This window comes from Novipirellula artificiosorum (genome assembly GCF_007860135.1).
Classification (GTDB): domain Bacteria; phylum Planctomycetota; class Planctomycetia; order Pirellulales; family Pirellulaceae; genus Novipirellula_A; species Novipirellula_A artificiosorum.
In genome coordinates this window covers 163,273-182,562 of record NZ_SJPV01000002.1, presented here as the reverse complement: position 1 = coordinate 182,562, position 19,290 = coordinate 163,273, and the positions used below count along the sequence as shown (strand labels likewise).

Here is a 19,290-nt window from a genome sequence, read left to right as displayed (position 1 = left end):
AACCTAGGGGCGACAGAGCGGCCATTTGCACCGACCCAAGGGATGCTCGCGGGGCATGATCACCCATACTCGAAGCACTCCGAGAGCTACGGCTCTCCATCCTCGTCAACGTCTTCGTCGACCACCGAGTCTTCGGAACCCGGCCTACCACGCCGTGTCACCGACCGGATGGGGGGCGCGAAAGCATACAGACAAAAACCGATCGGCAGCGCAATCCAGTGAAGCAGGAAACCAGCAACGATCGCAAACAGGGCTTGGCCAAATTGATGGGTCGTCCATCGACCGCTAACCAATTGCTGGAAAACATGCGGAAATTGGAATCGCGAGGTCATCAAATAGGCCAACACAACGGCGAGGCAGGGGATGAAGTAGTGCGAAGCATCCAAGGCCGCTTGGGCAAGCGTGTGGACAAAGTCGGGGTAGACCGAATCGGTCGCGATCGAGGCCAGATCGGGCATGGCGATCGCAAAAGCAGCAATCGTGCCGGCCGCGGCGGGGCTGGGGAGCCCATCGAAGCCTTCGTGAGGATCCTCTTCGGTCGTTTCCACGTTAAACCGAGCCAATCGAATTAGCACGCAGAGTGTAAACAAGACGCCAATCGCCCAGCTCAACTTTTGCGGAAACACGTCACTGAGCCGCCAAACAATGACCGCCGGCGCGGTGCCAAAGGTGATCACGTCACAGAGACTGTCGAGTTCGGCACCGAAACGACTCTCTTGGCCTGTCATGCGAGCGGCAGAACCATCGAGTGCATCGAACAACATTCCAGCGAAAATCAACACTCCCGCGGCAAACAGCTTCATCTCGTCGGGCCAGGGTAAATTGACGCTGACAGCAACCGAGATCGCCGCCAATCCACAGACCGCGTTACCGAGCGTCAACAGCGTGGGCAAGAAGGCCAAACTGATGCGGCGTCGGAGTCGCTTTCGACCTTTCCCCTTACGCAATCGGGAACCCCTCCCCGGTTTTTGGGCCGCGGCGGTTTCCGACACCTCGGCCTCTTGATCCGATGCCGGGGCTGCAAATAGGCTGCGTTTCATTTCACTCATGTTAAGACGCTACGTTCGATATTGACCAAGAACGCTGCTACCGGCTTTCACCTTCTCACCGAGCTTGGCTGTGATTTCCAAGGAACCGTCGTCGGGCAACACCAACTCCGTCCGCGACCCCAGTTTAATCATGCCATACATCTCTCCGCGCGCTAAAACGTCGCCGGGGCGCACCCAACACACAATTCTTCGGGCGAATTGCCCGGTGATCTGGCGAATCCGATAGCGCCGGCCGGGTGCTTCGGTGTCTTCGAGCGTGACATCAAGATTCTCATTTTCCCGAGCAGATTCCGGCCTTAACGCATTTAGAAACTTGCCTGGCCGATAGCGTACCGAGGTCACTCGCCCGGCAAGCGACACGCGGTTTGCGTGAACATTGAAGATTGACAAAAAGATGCCAACTTGGATGCACGATCCAAGCTCGGAATCTTCGATCGACTCAATCTGCACCAATTTACCGTCTGCGGGGGACACGACCGTGCCGGGCGCCGAGGGGATTTCACGTCTCGGGTTGCGAAAAAACCAAACCACCAACCCAGCCACCACCAACATCGGCAATGAAAGCGGCCACCAAATCAGTCCCATCAGCACGGCAAAGACCAAGAAAGCACCACCAATTAGGATCAGCTCGGCCAGCCCGACTCGTACGAACGGCAAGGCATCACGCCATTGAAACGGATCATCCGCATCTGCCCACCAATACGTATCCTGATTGCGGTAATACTTCGTATCTCGCGAATCGACCGGATCGAACGGCAACGGCCCTTGGTGGCCTTGACGCGTCTTTTGCATCCGAGCGACATAGCCAGACCGAAATTTCCGCAAATAGGAACGTCGAAGCCGTCCCCACGCCAATTCGATCCTCATCACAACCCCGCCACCCGGCTGAATCGTCGTCACGGCGGGGTCCATCGCGGTGGCATCGGACGAGCGAGAATCGGGCATCAAATTGAAAGGGATTGAGGGAGAGTAAGGAAAGACCGAAAAAGCCCAAACGTGGGTGCGAGGCGCGTTCAGCAATCCGGGCACTTGGTGAAATGCGAGATCGAAAGTGCTAGCCTCATCGAACGTTAGCCTATCCGCTATAACAAGGTGATGTCGAGACGCGGCCACCACAAAGAAAGTTTCCACCGACCATGACCCCCCGCTACTTACTGCCCTTCGATTCCCGTCGAGCGCTGCACCGTTTTACTGATATTTTGGTCATTGGCGGGGGTCTGGCGGGGCTGCGCGCTGCGAACGCGATCGAATCACATCAATCCGTCTTGGTCGTCACCAAGGACAAATTGCGGGAATCCAACAGCAGCTACGCGCAAGGCGGGATTGCGGGAGTGATGGACCCGGAGGACCGATTCGAGGAACACGTCGAAGATACTCTGGTCGCAGGCGGCAATTTGTGCGATCCCAGCACCGTCGATATGGTGATCCGCGAAGGGCCCCGCCGGATCGAGGAATTGATCGCTTGGGGAACCCAGTTTGATCAAAGCAACGGCACCTTAGCGCTTGGCCGTGAAGGCGGCCATAGCCGCGAACGCATCCTGCACGCTCGCGGAGACGCCACCGGCCGGGAAATCATGCGGGCAGTCATCGATCGGACGCAGTCGCTTCCCAACGTTGACATTTGGGAAAACACCTTTACCGTTGACTTGTTGACCTACGAGGGCCGTTGCCGCGGTGCCTTGATCGTCGGCGCCGACGGACGGCCCCTGATCGTTTGGGCCAAAGAGACGATCCTCTGTACGGGGGGGGCCGGCCAAGTCTATCGTGAATCGACCAACCCACCGGTCGCCACGGGGGACGGATTGGCGATCGCCTATCGCGCTGGCGTTGAATTGCGAGACATGGAATTTTTGCAGTTCCATCCAACCGTCTTGTACATTGCCGGATCGTCACGATCGTTAATCACCGAAGCGATTCGAGGCGAAGGAGCCTACTTGATCGACGCATCCGGTCACCGCTTTATGCCGGACTATGATTCGCGATCGGAATTGGCACCTCGTGATGTGGTCAGCCAATCGATTGTTCGTCAAATGGCATTGACCAAACATCCCTGCGTCTACTTGGATCTGTCACACCTCGATCCGAAAGTGGTGATGCGACGGTTCCCTGGGATCGCCGATGTGTGCAGCAAGTTCGGATTGGATATCACCAGCGATCGGATTCCCGTGCGTCCTGGGGCCCACTACATGATCGGTGGCGTGACGGTTGACAGCCAAGGGCGTACCAGTTTGCCAGGATTGTGGGCCGCGGGCGAAGCTACCAGCAGCGGGCTTCACGGTGCAAACCGATTGGCGAGCAACAGTTTGCTCGAAGGACTGGTCTACGGGGCCCACGCGGGTGAAGCAGCGACCCGAGCGGCCGCCGAGGGGGCGAGTAAGTTGGAAGCCCTGCCGATTCAACATCCTGTCCATCAATCGGGAGAGTCGTTTGACGTCGCCGATGTTCGTGTATCGCTAAAGAGCTTGATGGGACGGTTGGCAGGCGTCGAGCGTGATGCATCCGAATTGCGAGAGGCGGCAGATTCGATCCGTTCGTTTACCGCCTACGTGATGCCACGGCAATTCAACGCCTTAGAGGGCTGGGAATTGCAAAATCTGTTGGTCACGGCATCCTGCATGGTCCGGGCCGCGTTGGCAAGAACCGAATCGAGGGGGGTTCATTTTCGATCGGACCATCCCGAAACCGATGATCAGAATTGGCGGCGTCATTTGACGATGCAAATTGACGTTGACGGTGGACATCCAAAAAGGGGTGAGATATTGAGAACCTAGTGGACTGTCAAGTTTAAAACTTCGAGTTGGGACGTAGTGGACTTCGCCAGAAGTCCCCAGGACTATTTGAGCTACGGCTTTCTGGCGAAATTCACTACCCTAAAACTTAGTGCTGACAGTCCACTCGTGCGGGATCGCCGCAATCGGCGGGCTGGTGCCCATGGCCAAGGATGTCGCAAAGAAACAGGAATTCTCCTAATCATGAATGCAGCCCCAAACCCATTGACTCGTAGAGGCTTTTCCTAATGGCTGATGATGCACTCAACTCGTTCGCAGACCGGATCGTCTCGGATCCTGGCGAAGTCGCCTTTGTCGTCCACTCGTCGGTCGATCGGCCGATTCGTGAGTTGTCGTTTTTGCAGCGTGCCCTGTTGTTCGCCGAGCTGTCCATGATCTCTTACAACGACAAAGACGAAGCGGAACGTGCGGCGAATTTGGCGGGTTTTGATGATGTAACGTTCTACGATCGTGATGGTTCGCAAGCCTACCGATTCCGCAACCAACACGATTGCGTGATCGCGTGTCGCGGCACAGAACCCAACGAATGGAATGACATTCAAGCGGACGCCAACGCGGCCGTCGTCGTCGCGGAAACGGTCGGTCGCGTGCATCGAGGCTTTAAACGCGAAGTCGACGATTTGTGGCCGATGCTGGAGACTGCGTTGATGAGCAACGAGCAGCCGCTTTGGTTTTGCGGCCATTCACTCGGTGGGGCGATGGCGACGATTTGCAGCGGACGTTGTTTTTTGTCACATATCGATTCCAATCCCGAACAGCTCTTTACTTACGGCAGCCCGCGGGTCGGCGACAATCGTTACGTCAATTACGTGAAGCTTCAACATTTCCGTTTCGTCAACAACAACGACGCGGTCACTCGCGTCCCCCCGTTTCTGCTCGGCTATCGGCACTGTGGCAACGAAGTCTACTTGGATCGCAACGGCAAAATCCGAAAACTGGGACGGCTGATGAAGCGACGAGACCGGTGGCGTGGTTTTCTTAGCGGGCTTTGGAACTGGAAAATCGATCACTTTTCCGACCATTCGATCCATCGATACATTAAAGCGATCGAGAGTGCGGTCGAAGCAGAAAAGGCCGATTTGGCGGCAGGCGGTGTCGCAAAAACGAGTGAGTACTTCGCGGGGACCGAACGCGAATGGACCGAGGAACCCGATTCAAAAACGATGAGTTTGCAGGAATGACCCAGCCAGAAAACAGGGACGATTCGGTTCCGATCAGCGAGATCCGAGAAGGGCACGTCGAGGTCGATGGCGTGCGATTGAAACTTTCGCATCCCTACCATTCGCCAGGCCAATGGATTGGCCAGCAAGAGGTTCTGATGCAACTGCTAGCATGCTGGATCACGGTCGACGAAAACGACTTGCCGTTGACGCCACGGTTAACAGGACCGCCGGGCGTCGGGAAGACTCAGTTGGCGATTGCCGCCGCGGAAGCGCAAAAACGTCCGCTCTTCATCTACCAGTGTACGGCCGACACGCGCCCCGAAGACCTGTTGATCACTCCGGTACTCAGCCAGGGCGGCCAGATCTCGTATCACGCTTCGCCCTTGGTCACCGCGATGTTGGTCGGCGGTGTGTGCATCTTGGACGAAGGCAACCGGATGAACGAAAAGTCGTGGGCATCGCTCGCCCCGCTGCTGGACGGTCGTCGCTACATCGAATCGATTGTTGCGGGGATCACGATCCCCGCGGCGAGTGAGTTTCGCTCGGCGGTGACAATGAACCAAGATGAATCCACGTTCGAGATTCCTGATTACATCATGAGTCGGCTGCAACCGACGTTGCCGGTCGGATTTCCGAGCAAACAAGATGAGATGGCGATTCTGCAATACCATTTGCCGTTCGCGAAAGCGGAGATGTTAGCGATGACGGTTGAGTTTCTGCAGCATTCCCATGAACTGAAACTCGATTTTTCACCACGCGACGGTATCAACCTGCTGCGGTTCGCCATCAAGCGAATGATCCAAGATCCTGCGCATCCGGTCAATTCGGACGAAGCGTGGCAGGAAGCCCTTGAGAAATGTTTGGGTGAAGACGCAATCGATCTCGAATCCTTGGCACAGCGTCGTCGCCGGACGCTTGGCGGGGATGCCGTGCCGTTGGGGCTGGCCGATCTATTCTTCGATTTGAATGATCCGATGCATCCGGATCGTGAGGATCTTGATGAGGAGGACGATCAGGAGGACGATGATTTTTAGGCCGGCGTCTTTCGCAACCTAGAACCCGGCCGGGCTGTTGAACTCGGCATAGTCGTCGAACTCACTGTGGCGGTCCGGGGCTCGGTCGCTGAATTGCGTGAAGTCACCTTCCCAGGTCAACGCAACATCGCCGATCGGACCATTACGCTGTTTGGCGATAATGATCTCGGCTTGCCCCGCGTATTGAGCCTTCTCCTCACCACGGTGATAGTACTCTTCGCGATGCACAAACATCACAACATCCGCATCCTGCTCGATGGCGCCCGATTCACGCAGATGGCTCAAACGCGGTCGGTGATCCTTGCTGTCTTCCGCCTGACGATTCAATTGGGACAAGCACAACAACGGCACATTCAGCTCTCGGGAAACGCCCTTCAACCTTCGTGCGATTTTCGCAACCTGCTCTTGCCGCGGGTCACGCGAATTATCGGGTTCAATTAGTTGCAAATAGTCAATCACAATCAAGCCCAGCGACCCCAAACGGCGTTTGATTCGCCGCGCACCCGCGGCAATTTCGCTGACCGTACGACTTGGGGAGTCGTCCACAAACAACGGCGCTTCGCTAATTTCATTGGCTTTGCGAATCAATCGCTCGCGGTCATCCGATGAAATCGTGCCATTCCGCAAGCGATGACCGTTGACCCGTGCAAGCGAACAAAGCATGCGGTCGGCCAACTCGATTCCAGACATTTCCAGCGAGACAAATAACACGGGCGACCGCGCTTCAATCGCAACCTCTTCGCCAATGTTCATCGCTAACGCGGTTTTCCCCATCGAGGGGCGAGCCGCTAAAATGATCAGTTCACCGTTGTGTAGTCCACCGGTCATGGCATCGAAGTCGGTGAAACCGGTTTCACAACCACCATCGACATGATCACCGCTCATCCGTGCTTCCATGCGGTCCATTGCCGCATGCAGCACATCGGTCAAACTGCTGACCGCATTGCCGGAGCGGCCGTCCATGATCGCGAAGACTTTCTGCTCGGCCTGTGCACACAACTCTCTCGCATCGCTGGCTTGATCGTACGAATCGCGCAAAATCTCCGTACTCGCTTCAATCAATTTTCGGTAGACCGCTTTTTCGGAGACGACGTTCCCGTAGTAGACCGCATGGGCGGCGTTGGGCACCGCGCCAGACAACTTGGCTAAGTAGGCCGCACCACCGACCTTTTCGAAGTCACCTTTGGTTCGCAAACGGGAAACCAATAGCGTGATGTCGATCTTTTCACCGAGATCGTGCATTTCACGCAAATGTTCGTAGATCTTTTGATTCGCCTCGTCGTAAAAATCGTCTGCTTTCAACGAAGCGATGTCATCACACACGATCGGCATCAGCAGGATGCTGCCGAGCACCCCCATCTCGGCCTCAAGATCGTAAGGCGGTTGCCGCTGCAAGATCTCACTTGCACTCGCTTCACGCTTCTTTTTTCCGTTATTGGGATAGGGACGGTCGGCTGCGAACATAGTTCCGGTCCATGGTGTTCTTGGAAAAAATCGTGTTCTTGGAAAAGAAGAGGCAATCGGACGGTATCGATTTCCTCTGCCCTCATTTGATCGAGACGAGATCGGCTGTCAAGTTAGAAACGCTCGAATTACCCTGTTCTCAACAGCGTTTCAAGACGCTCGATCGCTTCGCGTGCCGACATCGCCCCAGGCCCCCGGCCAATCGTTTTTCCCGCAGCGAGCCATTTCTTGACATTCCGCTCCGCAGCGATCGCGGTAGAGTGCGATCGCCCCCCGAAATGGCTGGCGATCTGGGCATAGGCGGACGACGTCATTTGTCGCGACAAATACATCGCCAGCATACGCGGTTCGCAAATCGCTCGAGCTTGCGATGCACTGCGCAAATCATCGGCCGGCAATCGGAACGCTTCACAGACAACCTGCTCGATCGACGAAAGTGTCACGGTCGGCTGAGCGGTGCGTAGCAGCTCGCCACCAAATTGCCGAATCTCGTCCATCGTTGCCATCCGGCCAAACATTTTCTGTAGCGTCGCAACCAAGTTCACCACGCCGCTAAGCACCCGACCATCGCCAGCGAGTTGCGAATTGATCTCGGAAACGATCGCATGGGGCCACTCGAGATCGCATCGTTGGTCGATCAAACGTTGAAGCACCGTTAGCCGTGTGGCCTTATCAAGTGAGTGCATCGGACAAACCAATCCGCTGGCCATTCGCCCCGTCAATTCTCGAGACAGCCCTTCGATTTCCGAGGGGGCCTGATTCGCAGTAAAGATGATGGGTCGGCCCGCTTCGATCAACGCCTCCACGGTGTACAACATTTCGCGAAGCGTCGCACTTTTCGCACTCAGAAACTGAACATCATCAATCAACAAGGCGTCCACGTCACGGTACCGTTTCCGAAACTCTGGTAATCCGGTGCCGCCAACCGATTTGCAAAAATCATTGGTAAACTTCTCACCAGAAATCTGCATGACACGGCGCATCCGGTGACCACGACGAAATTGATCCGCAAGCGCGTTCAACAAATGCGTTTTGCCGATCCCCGAGGGACCGTACAAGAACAGTGGCGTTGCAGTCGAGGGGCTCTGACAAGCCATCATGATCGCAGTGTGTGCCAATTGATTCGATTCGCCTGAAACGAATGTTTGCAGCGTCATCGCAGCACGAGCGGCTGCCGCAGGCGACAAGGGGGCCGGATTCGACGTTGGGCTCGATGATTCGAAAGGGGGCAGTGCCGGTTGGTCCAACCGGACAACTTGGCGGCGTTTGGATTGTCCTTTCGTCTTGGAAGACGTCCCCGCCAACAACGATGACAGCGACTGTGAACTCGCTCGAGTGCGTTCGTTTGATTTTTTTAATGCCGCAGCGCGGCGTTGGCGTGGCGACAGCGGTTTTTCATCCTCGAGTTCCGATTCGTCGCTGATCGGAGTCTCTGCCTCCGATTCAATCTCCAGCGGCAACTCCGATTGCGTCGCTTTCGGGCGACCGAGTTCAAGCGTCACGCAATGCGTGGTGCCAAACACATGAGCCGCCGCAGCCCGTAACGGCTGCATGCAGTTTTGCCGCATCCGATCGAGTGCAAATTGGCCACTGACCAATACCACGATCCGCTGCGCGTTCTGCGGCTCGACCAAAGAGTCGTTCTGGCTGCCACGATCGACCGCGAAGACGACCCCGTGATGAAACCACAAACGGAACCGATCTGCACCAATGCGCTCTCTCAACGCCTCCTTGAATCTTTCGACGACGGCCGTGTCATCGATGCAGCCTTGCGATGCAGACATACCGGTAGCGCAATCCTCCTTCATGGATACTTGGCGATCGAGCCATTATGCGCTTGTCCGCCGAGAAGATGGAGGCGACCAAAGCGTCAATGGAAAGAAATGTCGTGAGTTTTTTTCTGAAACAGCGAGAAAGCGGCCTAAGCGTTGGCGAAGTTCACTCCGATCCGACTTAGAATCGAATCCGAACGGGTCGTGCCAACCTAGCTCCGCTGGGCGGCAACGGCGCCTTCCCATGCTTCAAAGGGGTTGTCCCCACGACCAATCCAAACCGACTCGCGAATTCATTCGCTCGCCCGTCTATCTCGGTCAGTGAGAGGCCAGATTCTATGGTTGCTAGCATCCAAGTCAAATGGTTCGAACTCTTCTGCAGGAACTTTTTTCGGACGCTGACTTTGGACGTCGTCACAACCCAAAAAAGACTGCGATACGGCAAGGTTCCCAGAGGCCGGTCGCACCGACCGATTCGGCTGGTGGAGTGGAGAGGTTGGTGGAAAATATGTTGGTAACAAAATCCGAACCAAACCTTCATCTTGTCGGCCTCTCCGTAACTTATTGCCCCAACATGGTTTAAGCGATGGCATCCAGCGAACATGGAGAATCGGAGGCCAATTCGAGCCGCTACAGTTTTTTGACCGCTACCGATTCATTGAGCATGCAACGCATGCCACACGCCTCGTACAAGCGGCGGGCGTAGTGGTTCTGTTGGTCCACCGCCAAGATCATCCGATCGGCTCCAAATTGATGACTGGTTTGCAGCGCAAACTGCATCACCTGCGAGCCAAAAGATTCACCACGGACGTCGGCAACGATCCCCATGTAAACCAACTCGGTGACCGCCGCGTTGGGATTCCCGTTCGGTGGTGCATCGGCCTCATCCTCCCCACCATGCAGCCCCATGATCAGCACCCCCACCGAAGCTGCCCCCCTTTCGCGATCGATCGCATCCGATTTACGCAGGATCTCAAACCACAACTGGGGTGCAAAGGCGGCGGATTGCTGGTAATTGCGCAAGGTTTCTGCAGCCGTTCTGTATTTCAGCAGTGCCGGGCAATCGAGGGTGTCGACGTACGTTTGTTGCACGAGTGACGCGAACTGGTCTGGACGGGCCAAATTGCCACCCTCCCACTGCAGCGGCCGAAAGCTCAATGTCTCGGGAATGTTGGCCAGCGGTGCGATTTTGGAGCCGTTGAGGTCGACGGTCATGTAGTCCAAATCGGCCGCCCATTCGAAGCCGAGGCCTTCGCTCCATGTTTCGGCAGCTTCGCTATAATCGTCTGCGTCCGTCGCCCACTGAACGAAATGAACGCCTCGCTGCACAAGTGTCTGGTTCAAAAGCGTGCGTAAGGAGCGGATCGCTTCGGGCGGATGGCCGTTTTGATGGCTGTCAATCCAACCGGCGTGCAACATCGTGGCAGAGTCATTTGGCGGCTCCGTGGCTCCTTTGACATGATCGATCAAGATTGCGGCAGCGATGCGAGCTTCACACCCCGCTGCCTCGTCGATCGCCTCAACAATCACGATGGCGTCACCCTTGCCGTCGTCGATGGCACTGCGCAGTTGATCCACAATGATTTGACCGCGCGCAATCGAAAGCTTCTCAAGTAGCTTCGGCAAAAAGGCCGTCAACTCCGCTAAGTCGGCTAGGCGAGTTCGGATGGAGCTCAATGAAGGGTTCCCGTTGTTGGACGGAGTACTATCTGTTCGGATGCGGTCCACGTATGATGTTTTGTACCGTATTACTTGGTTCGCCGCACGGACCGTGCTTGGCACCACTCTCGATTCTCAACCCACAGGTACCTCGGTATGATTCACCAACGATCGCCTTCTCTGATTCTCGCGATGACCGTTGGATTTGTCACTTTTTTCGCTACAGATTCAGCCCACGCGCAACTATTTCCTCGACTGCGGGCTCGGCTGAACGGATCATCGTATCGCCCCGGAGCGCCCTATCGCGAACCCGCTCAGCGACCGATGCCGTCCAATGGCTCGCTGAATTCGGGCAGGAACTCAGCCGATCGAACGCTGCGTTCGATGCGCCCCGCCCAGCCCGTTTCGCCCAATCGCGCTGACTTGCCCCAATCGGACGCGGAAGCGGACGAATTGCTCGGAAAGTCGATCTTGGATCGGGGTGACACCACCGACTCGGCGGTCGGTAACGTTTCGATCGGAGTGGACGTCAAGTCGTCGAGTGCTCAACCGGGGGGATTGCCTGAGGGGTTGATCGTCAGTCGGATTTCCGACCAATCGCTGGCGGATGAAGCTGGATTGCGAGTGGGAGATTTGATCATTTCGCTCGACGGCCAACCGACGGCGAACGTGGCGGCGGTGCGGGGCGTCTTGGACCAGAAAAAGCCAGGCGATCGCGTGGTGGCACGAGTGATCCGAGGTCAAGAATCGGGAAACCTGTCGCTACCGTTGGTCGAGCAGCTTGCAGAGACACCTGCGGCCTCCGAGACGCTGAAAAAGTCCGTTGCGGCTCAGCCTCGCGGTGACATGTCTGCAGCCAGGCTGGGAATTGAGGTCGAAAACGGCCAGAACATCCGAGGAGCTGTCGTCAGCCATGTGAAACCGGGGTCAGCCGGCGAATCGCTGGGGCTGCGAACGAGTGATCGGATCGTTTCGATCGACGATGAGTTTATCGCCTCTGGCGAACAATTCCTCAACAAATTGAGCGATTGGAACAGCCAAGAACCGCTCGAAATTCAGCTCATTCGGGACGAAAAACTCTACACGATGTCTTTGGACCTAACAGCGGCCAAGCCATTTGCACCGAACGGGGAAAAGGCCGCAGCCGCTTCGATTGCCGGCTCTGGAGAGATGCCTTTGGACTCGGCGACCGAAAAAAGCAGCGGAAAGTCGGTGCTAGGTGGCATCGGCTCGGCGCTAGGAGGCTTGTTCGGTGGAATGGGCGGCGACACGAAGGAGCCGTCAGCAGTTGAGACCGCCACGCCAAGGGTCACCGAACCATCGGTACAGCAATTGCCTCAGCAGGAGCCGACGGCGATAGCAACGGAGGAGGATGATCTCGCTTTGGGCGACGATGAACCGATTGGACAACTCGGTTTCGAGGACCTCCGTGCGCCCGTTCCAGTGCCCATCGAACCTCAACCGCGGGATTTTGAGTAGTTAGCATTGACGAATTGGAGGTTTTTGAAGCGAATCGGTGCTGAGAAGTAAAGATGTACCGATTGTTTGGCCGATAGGGGTTGTGAGGACAATTGACGCACAGCGTGTGCAGCAAGAGTCTGATGATATCGACCTCCTAGCCAATCGCCGGAAATTCACGAAGGCACCAACGATGAGCCACCAGTCGAAGAAACAACGCATCACACGTTTAGCCGCGGCGGCGGTTTTTTCAGGTCTTTGCGTGATTTCCGCAACCGGATGCCAGGTTTCGCTCAACGGCCAAACGCTGCCGAGCCCGTATTACTTGCAGGACGATATCCAATACTTCCCCGCAGGGCCCGAATTCAAGCTGCCGCGTGAAGCCGCGGCACTCAAAGCGGCTCGGGCCGAAGAAAAGCTCGATCGTCGCTAACAATCCAGCCAAGCCTTGTTGGATCTTAGCATGCGGTTCGCTCCCTCCGGCATGCGGGCGAATTCTTGTTAAGACGGGACGATTCTGTCCCCAAACGCGAACTCGCTTCGCATGCGGTCGCAGCCCCGACGATTCAAGACTCGTCGCCGGCTCTCATGAACGGCGTCATCACCGAGTCGAATTCGCAAAACTCTTCTTCGCTGAAGTAAAGCTTGAGCTCGCGAGAGGCGGCTTCTTCACCGTCACTGGCATGAACCAGGTTCATCTGCCGGCTACTGCTGTAGTCGCCGCGAATGGTTCCCGCAGCTGCCTTCAACCCGCTCGTCGCTCCGAGCATTTCACGAACAACGCGGATCACTTCCAATCCCTCGATCGCCATCGCCAAGACAGGAGCCGAGGTGATAAATGCCTCGAGCCCCCTGTAGAAAGGTTTCTCGACGTGTTCCGCATAATGCTGTCGTGACAGCTCAGGAGTGATTCGGATCATCTTCATCGCGACGATTTCGAGCCCCTTGGCTTCGAATCGCGAGATCACTTCGCCCATCAATCGGCGTTGAACACAATCGGGCTTCAGTAGTACCAGTGTACGTTGCATTGAAAACGTTTCTCCACGCCAAAGATCCAGCGACGATGCTCGCGCGAAGAACTTGGCAAACTTTGTAGCAAAACAGTGTAAAGTCAAAAGCCGCCAGAACGTCCCGAGCGGCCAACCCGACACAGTATCAACCGGTTTGACATGCGCGCAAAGGGTATCAAAATGACCGGGCCCGCATCGTGCGTGTCAGCATCACAAGGCGATGACGCGTCCCAACGATAGCCGTCACAGCAAATCAATCGATCGTGGGCAATCGCACCGGTCGGTTTTGCGTGGGCGCACCAGCCGGCATGGGGAGTCGCACCGGGCTCGTGGTTGCACTTTGCCCCAGGCTCGCCATTGGACGTGAAGGCGTGGGAGCGTTCACGGCCGGCAGCCGTACCGGTTCGTTGCTCTGCACGGAGCGATTCAGGACTGCGACGCGCCGTGGCTCAGGTGGAACCGGGAACCCGTCGACCACAGGATCCAAGCTAGGCGTGTCCAGACTGAGAATCGGATTGACGACCGGTGCCAACCGCCCAACTCGGATCGGCAGCGGCAAACGTGCCGAATCAGGGATGTTTTTCTGCAACTCTTCTGCGGGCATTTCTTCTGCGGGTCGTTCATCCATGTCGGCTCGGGGATTCCAAGCCTCATCGGTTGGCACCCCATAACGCATCGCGGGTGTCTCGTCTTCGCTTCCGTAGAGCGGCAGATTGGGCGGAGGCGTCAGGTGGCTCATCGGTTCAAAATAGTGAGATCCGTATTGACTCGGCTGATAAAAGAGGGCCCCTCCTTGCAAGCAGCCCGGTTGGTCACACGCTTGATCGCACCCACCTTGGCATCCGGCATCTCTACACCGGGATCCCTGTTGCTGCATTTCACAGAAGGTTTTTGGTGGCAAATCCGCCAAAATCCGGCATTCCGAGCACTGACACGCTTGGTAGCCGTCCCCCCAACCGACACCCCACAATCGACCCAGCCGGTTCACATGTGTATGCCATTCTGCTTCGGCGCGATGCTCCGCCGTGATCGCAGCCGTAATCACCATGGCAGCGGCCGCAACCATCGAGAAGGTGAACATTTCCTGAGAGCGTGACTTGTCTCTATTCATCAAATTCATCCATTGACGGATCGTTAAATCGTGGCAGCAGCGACCCGGGAAGGACAAACCAAGGCCGCATTTCTCCCCCAAATCGGCCTTCCGGATTATCGGTGGCTGGTGTTTCAATCGGTTCGTTCGCGACCAACCGACGCAATGGCATGCAGAAGCATGCAGGGTTTTGTGATCTGAGGAGTCAGTTCTAACGATCATGCCGACGATGCGTACGGCAACGCACAGCGATCCGGCAAATCGAAGCATCGGGTTTGTGCATGTGGACAAATGACCAAAGATCACGACCTAGACTTGCTCAGTTTCCCTCAGACGAGCGGCAGAAGCCAATTTACCATTTGTACGACGGACAACCTTGTCCGTCGCGACTTCCAACGGACTTGGAAGCCCGCCGTACGGTAAGAAAGCTTTTGCCTGTCGCCTAAAAGTTCAAAACAAAACACTCATGCTTGACGATCAAACTCATGTCCAATCGCTCTCGAATCCTTGTTGACCCCAAGGTCCAATGGTCCATCGCCGCTCGTGTGATGTTTCATTGGACGCTGTTTGTGCTCTGCTTGATTGCCGTCAATGTGTCGGTACGGACGTTTGCAGCCGTGATCAACCAACCGTTTTGGGAAGCCGTGAAATCATCCACTTTGGCTCAGGCACCGATTTTGGTGGTGATGGCAGTGATGTTGCCGATCTTTTTGCGTGACACACTGGTGCTGAGCAATCGATTCGCCGGCCCGATGTACCGTTTGCGGACGGCGATCGCCTCGGTTGCTAAGGGGGAAACGGTTTCATCGATCAAGTTTCGCGATGGCGACTTCTGGCAAGACGCTGCAACCGAATTCAATACGGTCTTGAACGAGTTGAACACGCTCCGCCAGCAGAACGCAGAGCTTCAGGGCAAAATCGAAGCCACTTCGGAAGAATATGCCCATTAGCGAAGAATTCCTCCCATAAACCGATAAATGCAGTAGGCCGACTTCGCGAAGCGGCAAGTGTTCGTCATAATGCGCCACAGGATTCCTTGCCTCACCTGTGACGAGCTTTGAAAATGAAATTGCAATTGATGGTGCTGCCGCGATCGTTTCGCACCGCAGCCCTGTGGTGCGTTAGCGGTTGGTTTCTGATCAGCGAAATGGCCTTGCCGACGGCGCTGGCGCAGCAAACGTCGACGGAGGGAGGGACCGCTACGACGCAGTCGGAAACGCAGCCCGTTGACCCCAAACCCGCGGACACGTACACGCCCGATCCAGGGCAGGCCGACTTTGATGAAGCCGTGCTGGCGCGCATCGACGCGGAAACTCCCGCAGAGCTTGAGGCGGTATCAACGCTGCTTGAGTCGGCATTGGCCAAGGGGCTGAACGAGGAAAACACCGCTTTTGCGAAGAAGATTCTTGGCAGCGTGCTGCTTCAGCGTAGTCAACAACTCGCCGCGGTGATGGCGCGTGTCCGTGGCCGTCGCCAGATACAGCTCCGTGACGAGGCGCTTGAAGTGCTCGACGATGCGGTCGAAAACGACCCGACGTTAGTCGAAGCCTTTTTGTTGATCGCAAGGTTGAACTTGGTACTGGACGAGAACCCCGAGAAAGTCGTCGAAGCCGCCACCAAAGCGATCGAGTTGCTTGAGGACGATCCGGTGCAACAATCGGGTGCCTATTTGCTGCGAGCCATCAAGCAAGACTCCGATCAAGAAAGAATGGACGACTTGAACAAGGCGATCGAGATTGATCCAACCAATGTCGAAGCGCTACAAGCTCGCGCCGCGCTGCGGATGCAGCAGGACGACGTTGACGGCGCGATTGCGGACATGGAACAAATTCTGACCGAGCAACCGGGCAACCAAATCCTTGCCCAAGCGGTCGTCCAAGAATTGGTCGATCGCAAACGAATGGACGATGCAATGGCGCTCGTGACCAAGTCGCTCGAGGCGAAACCCAGCGAAGGGATGTATCGCATCCGAGGATTCTTGTACCGCATGCAAGGTAAAGATGAACAGGCGGTCGCGGACTTCAACAAAGCGCTCGCGATGCAGCCGAAGGATCCGATTTCCATGTTGCAACGCGCCGAAATTGCACTCTCACGTGGCGACATCAAAGCGGCCAAAGAAGACATGCGAGCGGCGATTCGGATCAACCCTTCAGTCGCCGAGGCCGATGCGACGATCTTCGTTCGTTGCTTGATCGCTGTCGAAGAGGGCCGCATGGCAGATGCAATCAATGACATGAAATTGTTGGCGGGACGTGATCCGTCGAGTGTCGATCGCCAACTTCAATTGGCAACGTTGTACTCCCGCGACGAGCGGCCGCGAAAAGCGATCGAAGTACTGAACGGTGTTCTCGATCGCGATCCAAACAATGCATCGGTGTTGCGGTCGCGCGCCGACGCATTGCTGAGTGTTGGTGAACATGCCGAAGCGATTGCCGACTACGAGCGTGCCATCGATCATGCAGAGGATTCGAACGTCGATCTGCCAGGCATCTTGAATAACTTGGCCTGGGTTCTGGCAACGTCACCCAATGACGAGGTCCGCAATGGAAAGCGGTCCGTCGAACTGGGACAACAAGCGGCGGAACTGACCGAGTACAAAGAGGCCCACATCCTCAGCACCCTGGCCGCCGGCTACGCCGAAACCGGGGACTTCGAAAAGGCAATCGAGTGGAGCAGCAAAGCGGTGGAACTTGGCGAGGCCGAAGAAAATCCTCAAACGGAACAGTTGAAAGAAGAACTCGAAAGCTACCGCGAAAACAAGGCTTGGCGGGAACAGCAAGAAGTTGAAGAAAACGAGGTTCCTATTCTTGAACCGGATGACCTGATCGATACCTGATTCACTCCTCACCCACAAAACTCGAAACCCAGCAATCTTTAGATATGCCACAACCAGCAAAGCTCGCGCTCGAAGACGGTACCGTTTACCAAGGTGAATCGATCGGCTCGGCCGGCGAAGTCGACGGCGAAGTTGTCTTCAACACCGCGATGACCGGATACCAAGAAATATTGACCGACCCCAGCTATCGTGGCCAAATTGTCACGATGACCTACCCGGAAATCGGGAACTATGGCGTCAATTCCATCGATATCGAGCACGACGCTCCCTCGTTGGCGGGCTTCATCGTTCGTGAAGACAGCCGCATCTACAGCAACTATCGAGCAGAAGGTGATCTGCAGAGCTATCTAAAGAAGCACAACCTGGTCGCGATCGCCGGGATCGATACACGAGCACTCGTGCGTCGCATTCGCACCGAGGGAGCGATGCGCGGCGTATTGTCCACACTGGATTTGGATAACGAAAGCTTGATCCAGAAAGCAAAAGCGTCACCCGGATTGGTCGGTCGAGATATCGTTCGCGAAGTGATGCCGAACCAGACTCATGCCTGGGACAGCCGACTCGATGATTGGACGGCATTGGAGATCGGCGATGCAAGATCCGACAACAGCGGTGCACATGTCGTCTGCATGGACTTCGGCATGAAGTGGAATATCCCGCGACATTTTGCATCGCGTGGCAATCGAGTGACCATTGTTCCGGGTAATACGTCGGCCGACGAGATTCGAAAACTCGAACCCCATGGCGTCTTTTTGTCCAACGGACCCGGCGATCCCGAGCCTCTCGAATATGCCCACCAAACGATCCGCGAATTGATTGGAGACGTACCGATTTTCGGCATTTGCCTCGGACATCAATTGTTGTCTTTGGCGTGCGGTGCGAAGACCTTTAAGTTGAAATTTGGCCATCGAGGTGTTAACCAACCGGTCTTTGACTTGACCACCGGCAAAGTGGAAATCACGACACAGAATCACGGTTTTGCGGTGGAAGAGGAATCGCTTCCCGATTGTCTCGAAGTGACGCATCGCAACTTGAACGATGACACGGTCGCGGGCGTTCGCCACCGCCAACACAATGCGTTCGGCGTCCAATATCATCCCGAAGCAGCCTCGGGGCCTCATGATAGCCACTATTTATTCGAGCGATTCCAAGAGCAGCTCAATCAACCGGTATGATGTACTCGCTAAGCGACGTCGTGCCGTTATTAAGTCGTTCTTTATCGACGAGTTACGGAACCGTTACCTCTCCTTTGGGCTCACTGTTACACACATCTAGCCTGACGAAATTTTTTTGATTCCGGCCCAAAAGCGAGCCAACCGGCGGACAGGCTGTGAGTCTGCTGAAGACCGATCCAAAGCGTTTTCGTGCCAGGATGGCTGTTTTGCGACGGGCGATCGATGTAGCCGCCCAGACTCGCGATCATCTTTATCATCTCGTTGAGCGTCGGAGGCGTCTGCGGAAGACAAGAATTCTTGTCATGACGATGGATCGCTAGCATTAGCAAAAGATGTGTGTAACAGTGAGCCTTTGGGAGAGGTCGAGCCTAAGCGAGGGAGAGGGAAGACAGGCTGCGATGACAACCTGAAATTCCAGCACGGTTTCTATACCGGCCCTCCCCCTCGCTGCGCTCGCCCCCTCCCGCTGCGGAGGTCGTTGCACCGCGCATCTCGGGTGGTGTCTAATACATCTGTGGCGTAGGTGACGAGATTTCGCTCTGGACCTTCGACATACCGCTGCGAATGATTGTTGCCTTGCGGTTCGCGCTGGTGCTGCGAACATGGGAAAGCCTGTTGCACGGAGGTGCGGTTCATGGGTGCGGTGGCTCTCGGACTCCTCGGTCAAAAAACCGGCTCATCCGACCGAAGCGCGCGAAACCCAGACTCAAGGTTTTTTGGAGGTATGGCTCCGGTGTCCAATGATCTCTTAGAAAAGAGTCCCCGACGGTCGGTCGTCCGCCGGGAACCGA

Annotated in this window: 17 protein-coding genes; 8 read left to right on the top strand and 9 right to left on the bottom strand. The window is 56.1% G+C overall.

The genetic code is table 11. The annotated features are described in order from the left end of the window. Positions 1 to 86: 86 nt before the first annotated feature. Both pssA and Poly41_RS06500 read right to left on the bottom strand, forming a co-directional pair. Positions 87 to 1,049 (bottom strand): CDP-diacylglycerol--serine O-phosphatidyltransferase, encoded by a 963-nt coding sequence (gene pssA, locus Poly41_RS06505; protein WP_146525131.1) that lies wholly within the window; start codon positions 1,047 to 1,049, stop codon positions 87 to 89. A 9-nt stretch (positions 1,050 to 1,058) separates the two neighbouring features. Beyond that, positions 1,059 to 1,994 (bottom strand): phosphatidylserine decarboxylase family protein, encoded by a 936-nt coding sequence (locus Poly41_RS06500; RefSeq protein WP_197231114.1) that lies wholly within the window; start codon positions 1,992 to 1,994, stop codon positions 1,059 to 1,061. Between the two features lie 191 nt (positions 1,995 to 2,185). Here Poly41_RS06500 and nadB point away from each other — a divergent pair, with 191 nt between their 5' ends. From nadB to Poly41_RS06485, 3 genes are all read left to right on the top strand, one after another. Continuing rightward, positions 2,186 to 3,820, top strand: coding sequence for an L-aspartate oxidase (gene nadB, locus Poly41_RS06495; RefSeq protein WP_146525130.1), 1,635 nt, complete (start codon positions 2,186 to 2,188; stop codon positions 3,818 to 3,820). Between the two features lie 245 nt (positions 3,821 to 4,065). After that, positions 4,066 to 5,019 (top strand): lipase family protein, encoded by a 954-nt coding sequence (locus tag Poly41_RS06490; RefSeq protein ID WP_146525129.1) that lies wholly within the window; start codon positions 4,066 to 4,068, stop codon positions 5,017 to 5,019. Next, on the top strand, positions 5,016 to 6,035 hold the full coding sequence (locus Poly41_RS06485; RefSeq protein ID WP_197231113.1) for an AAA family ATPase: 1,020 nt from the start codon (positions 5,016 to 5,018) through the stop codon (positions 6,033 to 6,035). Before Poly41_RS06490 ends, Poly41_RS06485 begins: the two co-directional genes overlap by 4 nt. Before the next feature lie 18 nt (positions 6,036 to 6,053). Here the strand turns inward: Poly41_RS06485 and dnaB are convergent, their stop codons facing one another. The 3 genes from dnaB to Poly41_RS06470 form a co-directional block, all read right to left on the bottom strand. Next, positions 6,054 to 7,499, bottom strand: coding sequence for a replicative DNA helicase (dnaB, locus tag Poly41_RS06480; protein WP_146525127.1), 1,446 nt, complete (start codon positions 7,497 to 7,499; stop codon positions 6,054 to 6,056). Between the two features lie 128 nt (positions 7,500 to 7,627). Further along, the gene (locus tag Poly41_RS06475; protein WP_197231112.1) at positions 7,628 to 9,283 is read right to left on the bottom strand and encodes a DnaA/Hda family protein; all 1,656 of its coding nucleotides are present in this window, start codon (positions 9,281 to 9,283) and stop codon (positions 7,628 to 7,630) included. A gap of 618 nt (positions 9,284 to 9,901) precedes the next feature. Next, a complete protein-coding gene (locus Poly41_RS06470; protein WP_146525125.1) occupies positions 9,902 to 10,948 on the bottom strand; it encodes a GNAT family N-acetyltransferase in 1,047 nt (348 codons plus the stop codon). Between the two features lie 138 nt (positions 10,949 to 11,086). Between Poly41_RS06470 and Poly41_RS06465 the strand changes: the two genes are divergently transcribed. Together Poly41_RS06465 and Poly41_RS06460 are read left to right on the top strand one after the other, a co-directional pair. Beyond that, complete coding sequence (locus Poly41_RS06465; protein WP_146525124.1) at positions 11,087 to 12,409, top strand: PDZ domain-containing protein; 1,323 nt, start codon at positions 11,087 to 11,089, stop codon at positions 12,407 to 12,409. 172 nt (positions 12,410 to 12,581) lie between these two features. Beyond that, the gene (locus Poly41_RS06460) at positions 12,582 to 12,821 is read left to right on the top strand and encodes a hypothetical protein (RefSeq protein WP_146525123.1); all 240 of its coding nucleotides are present in this window, start codon (positions 12,582 to 12,584) and stop codon (positions 12,819 to 12,821) included. A 133-nt stretch (positions 12,822 to 12,954) separates the two neighbouring features. Here Poly41_RS06460 and ndk read toward each other — a convergent pair whose 3' ends face one another. The 3 genes from ndk to Poly41_RS34785 form a co-directional block, all read right to left on the bottom strand. Then, a complete protein-coding gene (gene ndk, locus Poly41_RS06455) occupies positions 12,955 to 13,416 on the bottom strand; it encodes a nucleoside-diphosphate kinase (RefSeq protein ID WP_146525122.1) in 462 nt (153 codons plus the stop codon). Between the two features lie 235 nt (positions 13,417 to 13,651). Continuing rightward, positions 13,652 to 14,509, bottom strand: coding sequence for a hypothetical protein (locus Poly41_RS06450; RefSeq protein WP_146525121.1), 858 nt, complete (start codon positions 14,507 to 14,509; stop codon positions 13,652 to 13,654). Beyond that, the gene (locus Poly41_RS34785) at positions 14,502 to 14,660 is read right to left on the bottom strand and encodes a hypothetical protein (RefSeq protein WP_231615465.1); all 159 of its coding nucleotides are present in this window, start codon (positions 14,658 to 14,660) and stop codon (positions 14,502 to 14,504) included. The genes Poly41_RS06450 and Poly41_RS34785 overlap by 8 nt, the downstream gene beginning before the upstream one ends. A gap of 313 nt (positions 14,661 to 14,973) precedes the next feature. Here Poly41_RS34785 and Poly41_RS06445 point away from each other — a divergent pair, with 313 nt between their 5' ends. From Poly41_RS06445 to carA, 3 genes are all read left to right on the top strand, one after another. Beyond that, positions 14,974 to 15,438: a hypothetical protein gene (locus tag Poly41_RS06445; RefSeq protein WP_146525120.1), complete on the top strand. Its 465-nt coding sequence runs from the start codon at positions 14,974 to 14,976 to the stop codon at positions 15,436 to 15,438. Positions 15,439 to 15,551: 113 nt separating this feature from the next. Beyond that, a complete protein-coding gene (locus Poly41_RS06440) occupies positions 15,552 to 17,324 on the top strand; it encodes a tetratricopeptide repeat protein (RefSeq protein WP_146525119.1) in 1,773 nt (590 codons plus the stop codon). A 44-nt stretch (positions 17,325 to 17,368) separates the two neighbouring features. Continuing rightward, complete coding sequence (gene carA / locus Poly41_RS06435; protein ID WP_146525118.1) at positions 17,369 to 18,499, top strand: glutamine-hydrolyzing carbamoyl-phosphate synthase small subunit; 1,131 nt, start codon at positions 17,369 to 17,371, stop codon at positions 18,497 to 18,499. Between the two features lie 86 nt (positions 18,500 to 18,585). Here the strand turns inward: carA and Poly41_RS35615 are convergent, their stop codons facing one another. Next, positions 18,586 to 18,822 carry an IS4 family transposase gene (locus Poly41_RS35615; protein ID WP_146525117.1) on the bottom strand — a complete coding sequence of 79 codons (237 nt, stop codon included), beginning with the start codon at positions 18,820 to 18,822 and terminating at the stop codon, positions 18,586 to 18,588. Positions 18,823 to 19,290 lie beyond the last annotated feature (468 nt).